This window comes from Quadrisphaera sp. DVD1 (genome assembly GCF_058932755.1).
The window spans coordinates 1-18,284 of the sequence record NZ_JBZYWI010000058.1 but is presented as its reverse complement, the minus strand read 5'-3'; the positions used below and the strand labels follow the sequence as shown (position 1 = coordinate 18,284).

Genomic DNA, 18,284 nt, shown 5'->3' with positions numbered 1-18,284 from the left:
GCGCGAGCACGGCCCCGCGGGGGAGCCGGAGGGGAGCGGGGTGCGGGTGCTCGTGGCGTGCGCGGCCCCGCCCCCGCGGATGGTCGTGGCCGGGGCGACCGACACCGCGGCCGCGCTGGCGCGGCTGGGCTCCTTCCTCGGCTACCGGGTCACCGTCGTCGACGCGCGCCCCGTCTTCGCCACCGCGGCCCGCCACCCCGGCGCCGAGGTCGTCGTGGACTGGCCGCACCGCTACCTGGCCGCCGAGGCGGCGGCGGGCCGCGTGGGCCCGACCACGGTGGTGGCCGTGCTCACGCACGAGCCGCGGTTCGACGTCCCGCTCCTGGAGGTGGCCCTGCGCCTGGACCTCGGCTACGTCGGCGCGATGGGCTCGCGCCGCACGGTCGAGGACCGCGTGCGCCGGCTGCAGGAGGCCGGGCTGGGCGAGCACGAGCTGGCGCGCCTGGCCGCGCCGATCGGGCTCGACCTCGGTGCCCGCACCCCGGAGGAGACGGCCGTGAGCATCGCGGCCGAGGTGGTCGCTGCGCGGCAGGGCGGCGCGGGACTGCCCCTGCGGCGGACCTCCGGGCCGCTGCACCGCTGAGGCGCGGCGCTCACCGGCTGAACATGCGCACCGCACCGGCCTCGGCGTCGGCGTAGGTCTGCCCGGCCGTGGCCAGGGCCCGGTTGATCTCCTCCAGGCAGGCGCGCACGCGCTCCTGCGTGGACCGCCACTCGCCCACGACGCCCTGGAAGGACGCCGCGGCCTGGCCCTGCCAGCTGCCCTGCAGGTCGAGCAGGTGGCGCATCATGCGGTCGACCTCGGCGCCCAGCGTGCCGATCGACCCCTGGACGGCGGCGCTGGCCTGCGCCACCTGGGCGCTGTCGACCTCGAAGCGGCTCATGGGTCCTCCTCGCCCCCGGCGGTGCCGGGTCGTGCCCGGGCGGTGCCCGCGGGGGCCGGCTCCGACGCTAGGGCGGCGGGCGCCGGCCCCGCTGGCGCTGTCCACAGGGCCGACGGGGTGACCGGAGCCCCGGCGCCGCGTAGCCTCCGGCGGCAGCACGACCAGATCCACCCCCGCCGGGCAGGGCCGCTCGGCGAGGAGGCGCTGCGAGCGAGCCGAGGACGGACCGCGTGGACGACGCCAAGGACGCCAAGGACGCCGAGGACGCGCACGACGCCCAGGACGCCCCGGAGCTGGTCGCGCCCGCCGCCCCGCCGGCTCCCGGGGCGCCCGGGCGGAGCGGCGGGGGCCCGGCCCTGCAGCGGCAGCTGCCGCGCTGGGCCGAGGTCCGCGAGCTGCTCCAGTTCCGCCGGCCGGTGCTCGACCCGGTGCAGCGGCGCCTGGAGCGGGCGCTGACCATCGGCGACCTGCGGCGCGCCGCGGCCCGGACGACGCCCCGGTCGGTGTTCGACTACGTCGACGGGGCCGCCGACGCGGGCGTCACCGCGGAGCGCAACCGCGCCGCGTTCCGCGACGTGACCTTCGTCCCGGAGCACCTGCGCCCGGTCGCCGCCCCGGACCTGTCCACGCGCCTGCTGGGCCGGGAGGTGGCCCTGCCCCTCGTCCTCGCGCCGACCGGGTACACCCGGATGATGCACGCCGACGGCGAGGCCGCCGTGGCGCGCGTCGCCCAGCGCCACGGGATCCCGTACGCCCTCTCCACGGTCGGCACCTCCACCGTGGAGGAGGTCAGGGAGGCGGCGCCCGACGGCGACCTCTGGTTCCAGCTGTACCTGACCAACGACGAGGCGCTGAACGAGGACCTGGTCGGCCGGGCGCTGGCGGCCGGTGCCAGCACGGTCGTGCTCACCGTCGACACCGCGGTGGGCGGTCGGCGGCTCCTCGACGTGCGCAACGGCCTGACCATCCCCCCGAGCCTGACCCTGCGGACCTTCCTCGACATGTCGAGGCACCCCGCGTGGTGGGTCGACAAGCTCACGACCCCGCCGATCGAGTTCGCCTCCGTCCGGGACTTCCCGGGCACCTCGGCCGACGTCGCCGCCCTGCTCTTCGACCCCGGCCTGGCCGACGAGGACCTCACCTGGCTGCGGAGCCGGTGGCCCCGCACGCTGCTCGTGAAGGGGCTGGTCAACCCTGCGGACGCCCGGCGGGTGGTGGAGCTGGGCGCGGACGGGGTCGTGGTGTCCAACCACGGCGGCCGCCAGCTGGACCGCACCCCGGCCACGCTGGACGTCCTGCCCGCGGTGCGCCGGGCCGTGGGCCCCGGCGTCCCGGTGCTCCTGGACAGCGGGGTCACCCACGGGCAGGACGTCGTCGCGGCGCTGGCGCTGGGTGCCGACGCCGTGATGGTCGGGCGGGCCTACCTGTACGGGCTGATGGCCGGCGGCGAGCGCGGCGTCGAGCGGGCCGTGGAGATCCTGCGCTCGGAGTACCAGCGGGGGCTGCAGCTGCTGGGGCTGCGGGCCACCCACGAGATCGCCCGGCGCCACGTGCGCCCGAGCCCGCGGTGGACGCCGGACCCGGGGGAGGACGCCTAGGGCCCTGCGGGCTCGGAGGAGGGGGCGAGGGGCAGCGCCACCTCGATCGTCGCGCCGCCGCCGGGGGTCTGGACCACCCGGACCGCACCGCGGTGGGCGTGCACGAGCGCCGCGACGATGGCCATCCCCAGGCCCGAGCCGCCGCCGCCGCCGCGCGCGCGCGAGCTGTCGGCGCGCCAGAACCGCTCGAAGACCCGCTCGGCGTCCTGCGGGGGGATCCCCGGGCCGTGGTCGACCACCTGCCACAGGGCGCCGCCGTCGCGCACCCCGACGCCGAGCTCGACCGGCGTCCCGGCCGGGGTGTGCCGCAGCGCGTTGGCCAGCAGGTTCGCGAGCACCTGGCGGAGCCGGGCGTCGTCGCCGACCACGACGACCGGCCGCGGCGGAGCGCCGTCGACGCCGGTCAGGCGCACGGAGCGGTCGGGGGCCAGCGCCCGGGCGTCCTGGCAGGCGTCGGCGGCCAGGAGCAGCAGGTCCACCGGGTCGCGGCGCAGGGGGCGCTGCTCGTCGAGGCGCGCGAGCAGCAGGAGGTCCTCCACGAGGCCGCCCATCCGCACGGCCTCGGCCTCGATCCGAGCGAAGGCGGCGGTGACGTCCGCCGGCTCGCGCACGGCCCCGATGCGGTGCAGCTCGGCGAAGCCGCGGACGGCGGCCAGCGGCGTCCGCAGCTCGTGGCTGGCGTCGGCCACGAACCGGCGCATCCGCGACTCCGAGGCCTCGCGGGCGGCCAGCGACGTCTCGATCCGGTCGAGCATGGCGTTGACCGCGGCACCGAGCCGGCCCACCTCGGTGCCCGGCGGGGCGGCGTCCACGCGCCGGCTCGTGCCACCCGCGCCGAAGGCGGTGGCCACCGACTCCACCTCGCGCAGCGGGCGGAACGCGCGGGTCACGGCTCCCGCGCCGAGCAGCCCCCCGGCCGTGAGGACGGCCACCCCCACGAGGAGGAACCAGGTCGCGACGGTGGCGGCGGCGTCCTCGACGTCCTCCAGCGAGCGCGAGACGGCCACGCTGCCCGCGACCGAGTCCTCGCCCGGGGCGGAGGCGAGCTCGACCGGCGTCACCGCGACGCGCCAGCGCTCGCCGCCCTCGGTGGTCACGGTGAACGGCTCGCCCTCGCGGCCCTCGACCTCGGCGAGGTCGAGGCCGCGCAGGCGCAGGGCCTGTCCGCGGTGGTTCGGCGGCTCGGGGGTCACCCAGCGGGGCAGGCCGTCGGCGTCGGAGAGCTGGACGACGTAGTCGCTGGGGTAGGCCTCGCCCGGGGGGTCCTCCTCGGCCGCGCGCAGGGCGTTGATCCGCGACGGCGACGACGTCACCGCGAGCAGGTCGTCGTCGACCTGGCCGAGCAGCACCTGCTGCAGCACCACGAGGGTCACCGCCCCGGTGACGGCCAGGGCCACGACGAGCAGGCCGAGGACGACGGCCACCAGCCGGGCCCGCAGCGACAGGCCGTGCAGCTGCGCGCGCACGGCGTCCGGCGCTGCGTCGAGCCTCGTGCTCACGCGGCCGTCGGGGGCAGGCGCAGGACGTAGCCGACGCCGCGGCGGGTGTGGATGAGCGGGACGACCGGCTCGGCGCCCTCGGGGGCGGTGTCGACCTTGCGCCGCAGGTAGGAGATGTAGGACTCCACGATCCCGGCCTCGCCGCCGAAGTCGTAGTGCCACACGTGGTCGAGGATCTGGGTCTTCGACAGCACCCGGTTCGGGTTGAGCATGAGGTAGCGCAGCAGCTTGAACTCGGTGGGCGAGAGCTCCACCGGCCGGCCGGCGCGGCGGACCTCGTGGGAGTCCTCGTCGAGCTCCAGGTCGGCGAAGGACAGCCGGCTTGCGCTCGCCTCGGCCCCGCCGCCGGTGCGCCGCAGCACCGCCCGGATGCGGGCGACGACCTCCTCCAGGCTGAACGGCTTGGTGACGTAGTCGTCGCCGCCCACGGTCAGCCCCGCCACGCGGTCGGCGACGTCGTCCTTGGCGGTGAGGAAGAGGACCGGGACGTCGCGGCCGCGCTCGCGGAGGCGGCGGGTGACGGAGAAGCCGTCGAGGTCCGGGAGCATCACGTCGAGCACGACGAGGTCAGGACGGGTGCGCTCGGCCTGGGCCAGCGCCTCGGCGCCGTCGGCGGCGGTGTGCACCTCGAACCCGGCGAAGCGCAGGGAGGTCGAGAGCAGCTCGCGGATGTTCGGCTCGTCGTCGACGACGAGCAGCCGGGCCTCGGCAGTGGTCATGGGTCCAGTGTGGGCGCTGGACCTGGGTGCCGGCTGGGAGCGCGCCGTGCGGCGGCTCCCAGCCGGCGGCCCGGTCAGGGGAGGGGGACCTCCACCGGCGCGCCGGCGGACGGGGTGAGCCCGTCGGTGAGGTCGCGGACCTGCGCGTAGCGCTCGCGGACGCCGGGCGCGGGCGGCGCGTCGAGCTCGCGCGCCGGGGCCGAGGGCCAGACCGGCGGCTCGTCGCCGCCGGCGAGCACCCACGCGGCCTGGCGGGCGGCGCCGTCGGCGACGTACTCCCCGGGCTCCGGCACGAGCACCGGCCGGCCGAAGATCCCGGCCGCCAGCTGCTGCACGGCCTCGGAGCGGGCGCCGCCGCCGACGAGGAGGACCCGCTCGACCGCCACGCCCTGGGCGAGCATGGCGTCGATGCCGTCGGCGAGACCGCACAGCAGCCCCTCGACCGCGGCGCGGGCCAGGTGGGCCGGCGTCATGGTCTTGAGGGTCATGCCGTGCAGCGCCCCGGTGGCCAGCGGGCGGTCCGGCGTCCGCTCGCCCTCGAGGTAGGGCACGAGCACGAGCCCGTCGGCGCCCGAGGGCGCCGAGAGGGCGAGGTCGGAGAGCCCCGCGTGGTCCACGCCGAGCAGGCGGGCGGTCGCGTCGAGCACGCGCGCGGCGTTGAGGGTGCACACCAGGGGCAGGTGGCGCCCGGTGGCGTCGGCGAAGCCGGCCACGTACCCCGAGGGGTCGTGCGCGGCCGTGGTGGAGACCCCCGAGACGACGCCGGAGGTGCCCAGGGACACCACGACGTCGCCGGGGCGCGCGCCGATGCCCAGGGCCGCGGCGGCGTTGTCGCCGGTGCCCGGGCCGAGCGCGGCGCCGGAGGTGGCCCACGCGGGTGCCACGACGCCGACCCGCTCGCCGGGGCCGGCCACCCGCGGCAGCGCCGGGCGGCGTCCGCGGAAGGCCAGCTCGAGCAGGTCGGTGCGGTACTCGCCGCTGCCGGCCGACCAGTACGCCGTGCCGCTGGCGTCGCCGCGGTCGGTGACCAGGGCGTCGAGGCCTGGGGAGCCGGCCAGCTTCCAGGTCAGCCAGTCGTGCGGCAGGCACACCGCCGCCGTGGCGTCGGCGTGCTCGGGCTCGGCGTCGGCCAGCCAGCGCAGCTTGGTGGCCGTGAAGGAGGCCACCGGCACCACGCCGACCGCGTCGGCCCACGCCTGGCGGCCGCGGGCCTCGTCGCCGTCGCCGAGCTCGAGGATGAGGTCGCGCGCGGCCCCGGCCGAGCGCGTGTCGTTCCACAGCAGCGCGGGCCGCACGACCTCCCCGGAGGCGTCCAGGGCGACCATGCCGTGCTGCTGCCCGCCGACCGCCACCGCGGCGACGTCGTCGAGCCCGCCGGCGCTGGTGACGGCCTCCCGCAGGGCCCGCTCCCACTCGCGGGGGTGCACCTCGGTGCCGTCCGGGTGGGCCGCACGGCCCTCCCGCACGAGCTCTCCGGTCTCCGCGTTCCGGATGACGACCTTGCAGGACTGCGTCGAGGAGTCGACGCCCGCCACCAGCGCCATCGGGATCAGGCCCCGAAGCCGAGCAGGTGCTCGACGGCCAGCTGCGCCAGCGCCACGTTGCCGTAGCCGTAGGCGCCCTTGGCGTCGACGTCGAAGTCCTCGAAGGCGCTGCGGTCGGCGACCAGGTCCGCGAGGGACTCGCCCGGGTTCATCGTGGGCTGGGCCAGCTCGGTGACCTTGGCGGTCGCCATCGCCGCCTGCACGCGCGGGTCGGCGCGGAAGGAGGCCGCGCGCTCCTTGAGCGCGAGGTAGGTGCGCATGTTGGCGCGGGCGGACTCCCACACGCCGTCCATGTCCTCGACGCGCAGCGGCTTGTAGTCGAAGTGGCGCGGGCCGTCGTACGTCGGGCCACCGCCGGGGAAGCCGTTCTCGACCAGGTCGACGGTGGAGAAGGCGTTCAGCACGTTGCCGTGGCCGAAGACGAGGTCCTGGTCGAACTTCGGGCCGTTCTGGCCGTTGAGGTCGATGTGGAAGAGCTTGCCCTGCGCCAGCGCCTGCGCGATGCCGTGGGTGTAGTTGAGGTTGGACATCTGCTCGTGCCCGGTCTCGGGGTTCACGCCGACCAGGTCGGGGTGCTCGAGGGTGTAGGTGAAGGCGATCGCGTGGCCGACGGTCGGCAGCAGGATGTCGCCGCGGGGCTCGTTCGGCTTGGGCTCGATGGCGATGCGCATGTCGAGGCCCTGCTCGGTGATGTAGGTCGTCAGCAGGTTGACGGCCTCGCGGTAGCGCTCCAGCGCGGCGTTGATGTCCTTGGCGGCGTCGACCTCGGAGCCCTCGCGGCCGCCCCACATGACGAAGGTCTTCGCGCCGAGCTCGGCGCCCAGCTGCAGCTGGCGGAAGGCCTTGCGGACGGCGAAGCGGCGCACGTCGCGGTCGTTCGCGGTGAAGGCGCCCTCCTTGAAGACCGGGTGGCTGAAGAGGTTGGTCGTCACCATCGGGACGACCATGCCGGTCTCGTCGAGCACGCCCTTGAGGCGGCCGATGATCGCGTCGCGGCCTGCCGGGTCCTTGTGGCCCACCTCGAACGGGATGACGTCGTCGTCGTGGAAGGTCACGCCGTAGGCGCCGAGGTCAGACAGGCGGCGGACCGAGTCGATCGGGTCGATGCCGGGGCGGGTCGCGCTGCCGAACGGGTCGGCGGCCTCCCATCCGACGGTCCAGAGGCCGAAGGAGAACTTGTCTTCGCGGGTGGGCTGCAGGGCCATGGGGAGCCGTTCCTTCTTCGTCGAGGGAGGGTGGTGCCGAATTCGTTCAGTTGTTGAACTTATGTGTCGGACGTGCCACTGTCAACGCGTGGAACCGGCCCGTCAGCGCGACCTGCGCGAGCGCAACCTCGCCGCCGTGCTCGGCGTGCTCGCGCGCTCCCCGGAGCCGGTCTCGCGCGCCGGGGTGGCCACGCGCACGGGCCTGACCCGCGCCACGGTCTCCGCCCTCGTCGAGGTGCTGCTGGCCGGGCGCCTCGTCGTCGAGTCCGCGCCGCCTCCCCGCGCCGGGGCCGGTCGCCCGGCCGTGGGGCTCGCCCTGTCGGGGGAGCGGGTGGCGGCCCTGGGCGCCGAGATCGGCGTCGACTACCTCGCCGCGTGCGTGCGCGACCTCACCGGTGCCGTCCGCCTGCGGGAGGTGGTCGTCGGGGACAACCGGGGCCAGCCGGCCGAGGCCGTCGTGGCCCGCTCGGCCGAGCTGGCCGGCGGCCTGCTCGAGCGGGCGCGGGCGCTGGGGCTGGACGTCCTGGGAGCCACCTGGGCGGTGCCGGGCCTCGTGGACGACGCCCGCCAGCGGGTGCTGCTCGCGCCGAACCTGGGCTGGACCGACGTGGACGTCGGCGCGCTGCTCTCCGACTCGCCGGTCGGGGCGCAGCTGGCGGGGCGGCCCCTGGCGGTCGACAACGAGGCGGCCCTCGCCGCGCTCGCGGAGGTCGGCCACCCCGCCCCGACGGCTCCCGAGGGCCTGCTCGTGGTCTCCGGGGAGGTCGGCATCGGCGCCGGGCTGGTGCTCGACGGCCGCCTGTCCCGCGGCCAGCACGGCTGGAGCGGGGAGCTCGGCCACGTGACGGTCGCCCTCGACGGGCCCCCGTGCAGCTGCGGCGCCCGCGGCTGCCTCGAGGTCTACGCCGGCCAGGAGGCCGTCCTCCGCGCCGCGGGGCGGGCCGGCCCGCCGGGCACGGCCCTGGGCTCCGGTGGCGGGGCGCTGCTCGGCCTGGCCCGCAGCGGGGACGGGCCCACGCTCGCCGCCCTCGAGGTGGCCGGGCGCGCCCTCGGCGCGGCCGTGGCCGGGGCGGTCAACCTCCTCGACGTCGACGCCGTCGTGCTGGGCGGCATCTACGCCCCCCTGGGGCCGTGGCTGCTGCCGCACGTGCAGGCCGAGGTGGACCGCAGGGTCCTGTGGGCCCGGCTGCTGCGGGTGCCGGTGCGCACCTCCACGACCGGCCCGGACGCCGCGGTGCTCGGCGCCGCCGCCGTGGTGCTGGCGGACGTGCTGGCGCGCCCGGCCGAGGCCGCGGCCGGCGTGCCCTGCTGAGCGCGCCCGTCCCGACCCCCGCGAGGCCGGGTCAGCCGGCTGCGCCGTCCAGCACCACGGCGGTCGAGACCGGGCCCGGGGCGTCGAGGGTGAAGTCCGCGGACGCCGCGCCGGTGCTCACCCGGTAGTCCCCGAGGAAGCCGCTCACCGCGACGCGCCCCTCGGCGTCCGTGCGCAGGGTGGTGGGGGCGAGCCACCACTCGTCCTTGACCAGCGCGTGCAGGGCGTCGTACGACGGCTTGGGGCTGCCGTCGGCGCGGACGAGGCCGACCGGCGCGCCGAGCCAGGCGCCCTCGTCGGACAGGCCCCAGTACGTGATGGCCTGCACGGAGGGGTGGGAGACCAGGGTGCGGTAGTGCCGGAGCACCTCCTCGGCCTGGCGCTCCTCGCCCTCGGGCGTCGAGGGCCAGGACGGGATCTGGTAGTCGTTGAGGTCCTTGATCTCCGGCGGCATGAGGTGGCCGCTGAGCAGCGTGGACTCGGTGAAGTGGATCGGCAGGCCGTACCGGGAGAAGCGCTCGAGGATCCGCAGCGTCTTCTCCTCGCCCCAGTAGCCCTGGTGCATGTGGCTCTGCAGGCCCAGGGCGTCGACCTGGATGCCGGCCTCGAGCACGCCCTCGACGAGGCACTCGTACGCCGTGGACATGTCGAAGTCGTTGAGCAGCAGGGTGGCGCCCGGGTTGGCCGCGCGGGCCTCCTCGAAGGCCATCCGCACCATCGCGATCCGGCCCCGGTCGAGGGCGAGCCGGGTGATGCCGTTCATCCGCTCCTCGTTGGTGAAGACCGGCATGATCACGACCTCGTTGATGGCGTCCCACACGTCCACGACGCCCGCGAAGTCGCTCACGTCGCGGCGGATCCGCGCGCGCTGGGCGGCCTCGACCTCGTCGGTCGGCAGGTCGCGGAGCCAGTCGGCGGTGACCGTGTGCCAGACCAGGGGGTGGCCCTTGACGGTGACGCCCTGCTCGGCGAACCACTGCGCGGTGCGCAGCAGCCGCGCGGTGTCCGGCTTCCCGCGCTCCGGCTCGAACCCGCCCCAGTAGAAGGGCAGGGTGGCGGTGTTGTAGAGGTCGACGTAGAGCTCCGAGAGGCGCTGGCCGAGCGCGGGCGGCGCGCCGCCGAACGGGCTGTCCGGGTCGGCCTCGCTCTCGCCGTTGGCGTAGCCGATGAAGTCGAAGCCGATGTTGCCGAACGCGAACGCGTGACGGGTCTGCTCCACGACCACCTCGGTGTCCGCCAGCGGCCGCCCGTCGGCGGAGCGCAGGGTGACGGTGGCGTCGGCGGTGCGGTGGGCCATCGTCGGGTCGGGGGCGGGGGAGCGGTGGCTCATGGGTCTCCTCGTCGAGAGCGCTCGCGGTGGCGGCGGAGCGGTGCGGTGCGGGGCGGTGCCGTGCGGTGCGGGGCGGGGTCAGAGCTGGCGGGTCGAGCCGCGCGCGACCAGCCGGGTGGGCAGCTGCACGTGGGGCGACAGCGCCTCGGAGGAGGGCAGCGGGGTGTCGCTCAGCAGGGCGATGAGCATCTCCACGGCCCGGGCGCCCATGTCGCGGATGGGCTGCTCGACCGTGGTCAGCGGCGGCTCGGTCAGCGCCGACTCCGGGACGTTGTCGAAGCCCACGACGGACAGGTCCTCCGGCACGCGGACGCCCATCTCGCGCGCCACCTCCATCGTCCCGATGGCGGACAGGTCGTTCGCGGCGAAGATCGCCGTCGGCGGGTCGGGCAGGGACAGCAGCTCGCGCGCGGGCGCGGCCGCCTGCTGCCGGCGGTACCCGCCGACCCTCACGAGCTCGGGGTCGACGGTCAGGCCGGCACGCTCGAGCGCGGCGCGGTAGCCCTCCTCGCGCAGGCGCGCGGACTCCAGGTCGGGGCGGCCGCCGAGGAAGCCGATGCGCCGGTGGCCCAGCCGCAGCAGGTGCTCGGTGGCGAGGACCGCTCCGGTGAGGTTGTCGGCGTCCACGGTCGGCATGTCGGCGGGGCCCGCGTGCGGGTCGATCGCCACGACCGGCACGGACCCGCCCAGGCTCACCACGGTGGGGGTGACCAGCACGGCCCCGTCGATGAGGGTGCCGCTGAGCCGGGACAGGTAGCGGCGCTCCCAGCCGACGTCCTCGCCGGTGCGGCCGCCGCCGGAGTAGGCCAGCAGCTCGTAGCCGGACCCCGCGATGGCGTCGGAGGTGCCCTTGAGGATCTCGGTGCTGAAGGGCTCGAACTCCGCCACGAGCACGCCGATGACGTTCGTCCGGTGGCTGCGCAGGCTGCGCGCGACGAGGCTGGACTCGTAGCCGAGGTCGGCGATGACCTGCTGCACGCGCTCGGACGTCGCGGCGGCGACGCCGTAGCGCCCGTTGATCACCTTCGAGACCGTGGCGATGGACACGCCCGCCGTGCGCGCGACGTCGGTGATGGTCACGCGCCCGGCCAGGGCGGAGCTCGTCACGCCGTCGAGGGAGGTCACGGAGACGATGCTAGCGGATGCGAAAACGTTATCGATAACGATTGACAGCCTTCCGGAACGGCTGGCAGCATCGCCGCGATCCACCGGTCAACGACGACAAGGACACTGAACCATGGTGAGGAACAGAGCCCTCTCCGCCGTCGCGATCCTCGCGACCGCGACCGTGCTGACCGCCTGCGGAGGCGGTGGCGACTCCGGCAGCGGCTCCGACAGCGGGAGCGGCACCACCCTGACGTGGTGGCACAACTCCAACAGCGACCCGGGCAAGGGCTACTACGAGAAGGTCGCGGCCGACTTCGAGAAGGCCAACCCCGGCGTCAACATCGAGATCAGCGCCCTCGCGCACGAGGACATGCTCACCCGCCTGGACGCCGCGTTCCAGACCGGTGACACCCCGGACGTCTACATGGAGCGCGGCGGCGGCGAGCTCGCCAGCCACGTCGAGGCCGGGCTGACCAAGGACATCTCCGAGGACTCCGCCGAGGCCATCGAGAAGATCGGTGGCTCCATCGCCGGCTGGCAGGTGGACGGCAAGACCTACGCGCTGCCGTACTCCGTCGGCGTGGTCGGCTTCTGGTACAACAAGGACCTCTTCGCGCAGGCCGGCATCACCGCGGCCCCCACGACGATGGCCGAGTTCGACGACGCGGTCGCCAAGCTCAAGGCCGCGGGCATCCAGCCCATCTCCGTCGGCGCCGGTGACAAGTGGCCCGCCGCGCACTACTGGTACTACAACGCGGTCCGCGAGTGCAGCGAGGACGCCATCGAGGAGGCCGCGACCTCCAAGGACTTCTCCGACCCGTGCTTCGTCAAGGCCGGCGAGGACCTCGAGGCGCTCGTCGCCACGGACCCCTTCAACGAGGGCTTCCTGGCCACCCCGGCCCAGACCGGCCCGGCCAGCGCCTCCGGCCTCCTCGCGACCGGCAAGGTCGCGATGGAGCTCGCGGGCCACTGGGAGCCCGGCGTGATGCAGGGGCTGACCGAGGACAAGAAGGGGCTGGGCGACAAGACCGGCTGGTTCCCCTACCCGACGATCGAGGGCGGCCAGGGCGACCCGACCACCGCGCTCGGCGGCGGCGACGCGTGGGCGTGCTCGGCGGAGGCCCCGCCGGAGTGCACCGACTTCATCAACTACCTGCTGAGCGACGAGGTGCAGATCGGCTTCGCCCAGAACGACATGGGCCTGCCGACCAACCCGGCCGCGACCGGCTCCGTGAAGGACCCGGCCCTGGCCGACCTCATCACCGTCCGTGACGAGGCTCCGAACGTCCAGCTGTACTTCGACACCCTGTTCGGCGAGAACATCGGTGGCGCCATGAACGACGAGATCGCCCTCGTCTTCGCCGGCGACTCGAGCGCCCAGGGCATCGTCGACGCGACCCAGGCCGCGGCCGACAACGAGTGACGAGGTGGCAGACGACGTGACAGCACGCTCGACGGGCACGGACGTCGCTGCCACCCCTCGCGACACCGCAGGTGCCGCCGGCCGGGTCTCCCGGTCGGCGGCACCTGCCGCGAGCGGGCGCCGGCGCGGACTCTCCTCGAACGCGCGCAAGCGCGCTGAGATCGCCTTCTTCACGGCGCCGGCGCTCGCCCTGCTCACCCTGTTCGTGGTGGTCCCGGTCGTCCAGGCCGTGCGCTACTCCACGTACAAGTGGAACGGCCTCGGGCCGATGGACGACTTCGTCGGCCTCGACAACTACACCCAGGCGCTCACCGACTCGGTGTTCACCTCCGCGGTGGTGCACAACCTCGTCATCATCGTCTTGTCGATCGTCATCCAGCTGCCGCTCGGCCTGGCGATCGCCCTCCTGCTCAACCGGGAGATCCGCGGTCGGTCGTTCCTGCGCGTGGTCATCTTCATGCCGTACGTGCTGGCCGAGGTCGTGGCCGGCGTCGTGTGGGTCCTCCTGCTCCAGCCGGACGGCCTCGTCGACGCCGTCCTCGACGGCGTCGGCCTGGGCGGCCTGACCCAGCTCTGGCTGGGCGACCCGAACATCGCGCTCTACACCGTGATGGTCGTGCTGACCTGGAAGTACCTGGGCCTGGCGGTGCTCCTCTTCCTGGCCGGCCTGCAGGGCGTGCCGGAGGAGATCTACGAGGCCGCGCAGATCGACGGCGCCACCTGGTGGCAGGTGCAGCGCCGGATCACCATCCCGCTGCTCGGGCCGACCATCCGCACCTGGGGCTTCCTGTCCATGATCGGATCGCTCCAGCTGTTCGACATGGTCTGGATCCTCACCGGCGGCGGCCCCGCGAACTCCACGGTGACGATGGCGACCTACCTCATCAACCAGGGCACCGACCGCAGCCTCTACGGCTACGCGTCGGCGGTCGCCGTGATCCTCTTCGGCATCTCTCTGGTCCTCGCGGTCATCTACCAGTTCTTCGTGCTCCGCCGCGACAACGAGAACGCCCCCAAGCCGAGGAAGGTCACGCGATGAGCGCCCCGACCACGACGCCCGCCCCGGGGAGGCCGGCGATCCTCGAGTCCGCCCGGAAGCAGAAGCGGACGTTCGCCGGCGGCAGCCCGCTCGTCTACGCGGCGGCGGCCATCGTCGTCGTCGCCACGGTCGCGCCGGTGCTGTACGCGTTCCTGGGCGGCTTCCGCTCCAACGCCCAGCTCGCCGCGAACCCCGTGGGCCTGCCCGACCCGTGGGTCGGCTCCAACTACCTCAACGTGCTGACGTCGGCGAGCTTCTGGCGGTACACGCTCAACTCCACGATCGTGGCGCTGATCACCACGGCCATCGTCGCCGTGTTCGGCGTGATGGCCGCGTACCCGCTGGCCCGGTACCGGTTCAAGGGCCGCGAGGCGCTCGCGATGGTCTTCACCCTCGGCCTGCTCTTCCCGCTGACCGTGGCGATCATCCCGCTGTTCCTCATGGTGCGTGACCTCAACCTCACGAACTCCGTCTGGGGGGTGGCGCTGCCCCAGGCGGCGTTCGCGCTCCCGCTGACGGTCGTCATCCTGCGCCCGTTCCTCATGGCGCTGCCCCAGGAGCTGGAGGAGGCGGCCATGCTCGACGGCACCTCCCGCATCGGCTTCTTCTGGCGGATCCTCCTGCCCCTGTCCGGGCCCGGCCTGGTGACGGTGGGGGTGCTGGCCTTCGTGGCCTCCTGGAACTCCTACCTGCTGCCGCTGCTCATCCTCAGCGACCCGGCGTCCCAGACGCTGCCGCTGGGCGTGGCCAGCTTCTCCAGCCAGTACGCCCAGGACACCGCCGGCGTCCTGGCGTTCACCTCGATCGCGATGATCCCGGCCCTGGTGTTCTTCCTGGCCATGGAGAAGCGGATCGTCAACGGCCTCCAGGGCGCCGTCAAGGGCTGACCGCCCGCCTGCACCGCTCCGGCGGGCGCCCCGCCCGGGCGCCCGCCGGAGCGCCCCACCAGCGGTCGGGCGGCCGGCGCAGGAGCACACTGCACGCTGGACCGGGCGGCACGGCCACCGACGACGACGCCGACCGCCCCCGACACCGCCCGTGGCCGTTGCCGCGGAAGACCCCCTCCGGAAGGACCCCATGAGCACCGACACCACCCCGTCCACCGGCCTGCGCCGCTCGAAGGGCGTCTCGGCCCGGGTCGAGGAGCTGCTGGCGTCGATGACGCTGGAGGAGAAGCTCGCCCAGCTCGTCGGGCTGTGGGAGGGCCGCGGGGGTGACGGCGACGGCGGTGACGTCGCGCCGATGCAGGACGCGATGCAGTCCGAGAACGCCGAGTTCGAGGCGTTCGCCGTCCAGGGCCTCGGCCAGCTGACCCGGCCCTTCGGGACCACGCCGGTCGACCCGGTCGAGGGCGCGCGCACGCTGGCCGCCAAGCAGAAGTGGCTCACCGAGAACACGCGGCTGGGCGTGCCCGCGCTGGTGCACGAGGAGTGCCTCACCGGCCTGGCGGCGTGGAAGGCCACCACCTTCCCGGCGCCGCCGACCTGGGGCGCGACCTTCCACCCCGAGCTGGTGGAGCGGATGGGCGCCGCGATCGGCGAGTCCATGCGCTCCCTCGGCGTCCACCAGGGCCTGGCCCCCGTGCTGGACGTCGTGCGCGACGCCCGCTGGGGCCGCGTGGAGGAGTGCATCGCCGAGGACCCGTACGTGGTCGGCACCGTGGCCACCGCCTACGTGAAGGGCGTGCAGTCCACCGGCGTCGTCGCCACGCTCAAGCACTTCGTCGGCTACTCGAACTCCCGCGCGGGCCGCAACCTCGCCCCGGTGCACGCCGGGCCCCGCGAGGTGGCCGACGTGCTCCTGCCGCCGTTCGAGATGGCGGTGCTCGACGGCGGCGTGGACTCGGTGATGAACTCCTACGCCGAGATCGACGGGATCCCCGTCGCGGCGGACGCCGCGCTGCTCACCGACCTGCTGCGCGAGGAGTGGGGCTTCACCGGCACCGTCGTCGCGGACTACTTCGCGGTGGCCTTCCTGCAGTCCCTGCACGGGGTGGCCGCCGACCTCGGCGACGCCGCGACCCAGGCCCTGTCCGCCGGCATCGACGTCGAGCTGCCGACCGGCGCGGCCTTCCTCGAGCCCCTGCTGGCCCGGATCCGCGAGGGCCGGGGCGGCGAGGAGCTGGTCGACCGCGCGCTGCGCCGGGTGCTGGACCAGAAGGAGCGCCTGGGCCTGCTGGACGCCGGCTACGACCCGAGCGCCGGGATCGACCTCGACGCCATCGACCTCGACCCGCCGGCCCACCGCGCGCTGGCCCGCCAGATCGCGGAGGAGGGCGTCATCCTCCTGTCCAACGACGGCACGCTGCCCCTGGCGCCCGAGCAGGCGCGCCGCGTGGCCGTGGTCGGCCCCAACGCCGACGACACCTCGGCGCTGTTCGGGTGCTACAGCTTCGCCAACCACGTGCTCGCCCAGCACCCGGGCACCGAGCTGGGCCTGGACGTCGCCAGCGTGCTGGACGCCGTCGCCGCCGAGCTGACCGGCGCCGAGACCACCCACGTGCGCGGGAGCGACGTCGACACCGACGACACCTCCGGCATCGCGGCGGCGGTCGAGGCGGCGCAGGGCGCGGACCTCGTCGTGGCCGTCCTCGGCGACCGGGCGGGGCTGTTCGGCCGCGGGACGTCGGGGGAGGGCTGCGACGCCGAGTCCCTGGACCTGCCCGGCGTGCAGCGCCAGCTGCTGGAGGCGCTGATCGCCACCGGCACGCCGGTCGTGGCGGTGCTGCTCACCGGCCGCCCGTACGCGGTGGACTGGGCGCTGGAGGGCTGCGCGGCCGTCGTCCAGGCCTTCTTCCCCGGCCAGGAGGGCGCCGGCGCGATCGCCGGGGTCCTGTCCGGGCGGGTCAACCCCTCCGGGCGCCTGCCGGTCTCGCTGCCCCGCTCGGTCGGCGCGCAGCCGTACTCCTACCTGCACCCGAAGCTCGGCGCGGCGAGCTCGGTGTCCAACATCGACACCGCCCCGGTGCGCCCCTTCGGGTTCGGGCTGTCCTACACCACCTTCACCCACACCGACCTGCAGGTGGCGGACGCGCAGGTGCCCACCGACGGGGCGGTCCGGCTCTCGGTGCGCGTCGCCAACACCGGTGAGCGGGACGGCGCCGACGTCGTCCAGCTCTACGCCACCGACCCGGTGGCCTCGGTCACCCGCCCGGTCACCCAGCTGCTCGGCTACGCCCGGGTGGAGCTGGCGGCGGGGGAGAGCGCCGAGGTCGTCTTCGACGTGCCCACCACGCGGCTGGCGTTCAGCGACCGGCGCATGGTCAAGGTCGTCGAGCCCGGCCGGATCGACCTCGCCGTCGGCACCTCGTGCGCGGACCCGGTGCTCACCGGCTCGGTCGAGCTCACCGGCGACGTCCACGAGGTCACCACCGCCGACCGGCGGGTCGTCGGCGTGGGCGTCGTCCGCGGCTGACTGCGCCCACCCCCAGCGCGACCAGGGGATCCCGTCACCCCCGAGGGGGTGGCGGGATCCCCTGGTCACGGGGTGGAGGTGGGGCTCAGCCCTGGGCGTCGTCGGGGTTCGCGGCCAGGGTGACCTGCACCTCGCGGCTGTCGCCGTCGCGGACGACGGTCAGCACCACCTCGTCGCCGGGGGCGCGCGAGCGCACCTGCGCGGTCAGCGACTCGGCGCCGGTGACGCCCTCGCCGTCGACCGCGACCACCGCGTCGCCCTCCTGCAGCCCGGCCTGGGCCGCCGCGCTGCCCTCGGTGACGGCCGCGACGATCGCCGCCTGCCGGGTGTCGCCGTCGACGGTGGCCGTGCCGTCCCCGCTCTGGAGCGAGACGCCGAGCAGGGCGTGCTGCGCGGCGCCGTCCTCGATGAGCTCGGTGGCGATCCGCTGCGCCTCGCTGCCGGGGATGGCGAAGCCGAGGCCGATGCTGCCGGCCTGGCCCGAGCCGGAGGAGTTGCTGGCGATCGAGGAGTTGATCCCGATCACCTGGCCGGCGGCGTCCACCAGGGGCCCGCCGGAGTTGCCGGGGTTGATGGCGGCGTCGGTCTGGATGGCGTTGGTCACCACCGGCTCGGCGGCGCTCTGCTGGGGCTGGCCGAAGCCGAACGGGTCGGGGCTGCTCTGCTCGCTCTCGGTGGCCTGGGTGGTCACCGGGCGGTCGAGGGCGGAGACGATGCCCGTGGTGACGGTCTGGGAGAGCCCGAGCGGGTTGCCCAGCGCCATGACGGGCTGGCCGACCTCCACCTCGTCGGAGTCGCCGAAGGTGGCGGCGGTGAGGTCGGACGGGGCGTCCTGCAGCTGCAGGACGGCGAGGTCGGTCTGCGGGTCGGTGCCGGTGATCTGGGCCTGGTAGATCCGGCCGTCGGAGAGGACCACCCGGATCTGCGCGTCGTCGCCCGCCGCGGTGGCGACGTGGTTGTTCGTCAGCACGTGGCCCTCGGTGTCGAGGATGACGCCGGTGCCCTCGCCGCCGGTCTGCCCGTCGGAGACCTGGATGGTGACCACGCTGGGCGCCACCGCGGCCGCCACGGCGTTCCAGTCGACGCTCTCGTCGAGCGGGACGTCGGCCGCCGAGCCGGTCGGCGCGTCGGCGCTCGTGGAGGTGATGGCGCTCGCGCCCGAGCCGTCGTCGAGGGCGCTGCCGATCGCCAGCGCGCCGCCGCCGCCGAC

15 protein-coding genes are annotated in these 18,284 nt (G+C 74.9%); 7 read left to right on the top strand and 8 right to left on the bottom strand.

Features of this window, described 5'->3' with window-relative positions; translation table 11 throughout:
- Positions 1–583 (top strand): XdhC family protein (locus AC5FZL_RS08630; protein ID WP_493618171.1); only part of this gene is annotated, 583 nt, incomplete at its 5' end.
- A 10-nt stretch (positions 584–593) separates the two neighbouring features.
- On the opposite strand, the gene AC5FZL_RS08625 is transcribed toward AC5FZL_RS08630, so the two are convergent.
- Positions 594–884: a WXG100 family type VII secretion target gene (locus AC5FZL_RS08625; RefSeq protein WP_493618169.1), complete on the bottom strand. Its 291-nt coding sequence runs from the start codon at positions 882–884 to the stop codon at positions 594–596.
- Positions 885–1,240: 356 nt separating this feature from the next.
- Here AC5FZL_RS08625 and AC5FZL_RS08620 point away from each other — a divergent pair, with 356 nt between their 5' ends.
- Positions 1,241–2,482: an alpha-hydroxy acid oxidase gene (locus AC5FZL_RS08620; protein WP_493618172.1), complete on the top strand. Its 1,242-nt coding sequence runs from the start codon at positions 1,241–1,243 to the stop codon at positions 2,480–2,482.
- Here the strand turns inward: AC5FZL_RS08620 and AC5FZL_RS08615 are convergent.
- The 4 genes from AC5FZL_RS08615 to xylA form a co-directional block, all read right to left on the bottom strand.
- Positions 2,479–3,981 (bottom strand): sensor histidine kinase, encoded by a 1,503-nt coding sequence (locus tag AC5FZL_RS08615; protein ID WP_493618168.1) that lies wholly within the window; start codon positions 3,979–3,981, stop codon positions 2,479–2,481. The two genes, AC5FZL_RS08620 and AC5FZL_RS08615, sit on opposite strands and share 4 nt — an antisense overlap.
- Complete coding sequence (locus tag AC5FZL_RS08610; protein ID WP_493618167.1) at positions 3,978–4,700, bottom strand: response regulator transcription factor; 723 nt, start codon at positions 4,698–4,700, stop codon at positions 3,978–3,980. Before AC5FZL_RS08610 ends, AC5FZL_RS08615 begins: the two co-directional genes overlap by 4 nt.
- Before the next feature lie 74 nt (positions 4,701–4,774).
- Positions 4,775–6,244, bottom strand: coding sequence for a xylulokinase (xylB, locus tag AC5FZL_RS08605; protein WP_493618166.1), 1,470 nt, complete (start codon positions 6,242–6,244; stop codon positions 4,775–4,777).
- Between the two features lie 5 nt (positions 6,245–6,249).
- Positions 6,250–7,449, bottom strand: coding sequence for a xylose isomerase (xylA, locus tag AC5FZL_RS08600; protein WP_493618165.1), 1,200 nt, complete (start codon positions 7,447–7,449; stop codon positions 6,250–6,252).
- 88 nt (positions 7,450–7,537) lie between these two features.
- Between xylA and AC5FZL_RS08595 the strand changes: the two genes are divergently transcribed.
- Positions 7,538–8,761 (top strand): ROK family transcriptional regulator, encoded by a 1,224-nt coding sequence (locus AC5FZL_RS08595; protein ID WP_493618164.1) that lies wholly within the window; start codon positions 7,538–7,540, stop codon positions 8,759–8,761.
- A 31-nt stretch (positions 8,762–8,792) separates the two neighbouring features.
- Here the strand turns inward: AC5FZL_RS08595 and AC5FZL_RS08590 are convergent, their stop codons facing one another.
- Positions 8,793–10,091, bottom strand: a complete 1,299-nt coding sequence (locus tag AC5FZL_RS08590; RefSeq protein ID WP_493618163.1) for an endo-1,4-beta-xylanase — start codon at positions 10,089–10,091, stop codon at positions 8,793–8,795.
- Between the two features lie 78 nt (positions 10,092–10,169).
- On the bottom strand, positions 10,170–11,216 hold the full coding sequence (locus AC5FZL_RS08585; RefSeq protein ID WP_493618162.1) for a LacI family DNA-binding transcriptional regulator: 1,047 nt from the start codon (positions 11,214–11,216) through the stop codon (positions 10,170–10,172).
- Between the two features lie 112 nt (positions 11,217–11,328).
- On the opposite strand from AC5FZL_RS08585, the gene AC5FZL_RS08580 reads away from it, so the two are divergent.
- From AC5FZL_RS08580 to AC5FZL_RS08565, 4 genes are all read left to right on the top strand, one after another.
- A complete protein-coding gene (locus AC5FZL_RS08580) occupies positions 11,329–12,621 on the top strand; it encodes an ABC transporter substrate-binding protein (RefSeq protein WP_493618161.1) in 1,293 nt (430 codons plus the stop codon).
- 16 nt (positions 12,622–12,637) lie between these two features.
- Positions 12,638–13,660: a carbohydrate ABC transporter permease gene (locus tag AC5FZL_RS08575; protein WP_493618159.1), complete on the top strand. Its 1,023-nt coding sequence runs from the start codon at positions 12,638–12,640 to the stop codon at positions 13,658–13,660.
- Positions 13,657–14,547, top strand: coding sequence for a carbohydrate ABC transporter permease (locus tag AC5FZL_RS08570; protein ID WP_493618158.1), 891 nt, complete (start codon positions 13,657–13,659; stop codon positions 14,545–14,547). Before AC5FZL_RS08575 ends, AC5FZL_RS08570 begins: the two co-directional genes overlap by 4 nt.
- A gap of 190 nt (positions 14,548–14,737) precedes the next feature.
- On the top strand, positions 14,738–17,074 hold the full coding sequence (locus AC5FZL_RS08565) for a beta-xylosidase/alpha-l-arabinosidase (protein WP_493618157.1): 2,337 nt from the start codon (positions 14,738–14,740) through the stop codon (positions 17,072–17,074).
- Between the two features lie 85 nt (positions 17,075–17,159).
- On the opposite strand, the gene AC5FZL_RS08560 is transcribed toward AC5FZL_RS08565, so the two are convergent.
- Positions 17,160–18,284, bottom strand: a 1,125-nt coding sequence (locus AC5FZL_RS08560) for a S1C family serine protease (protein WP_493618155.1), incomplete at its 5' end; no start/stop codon positions are given.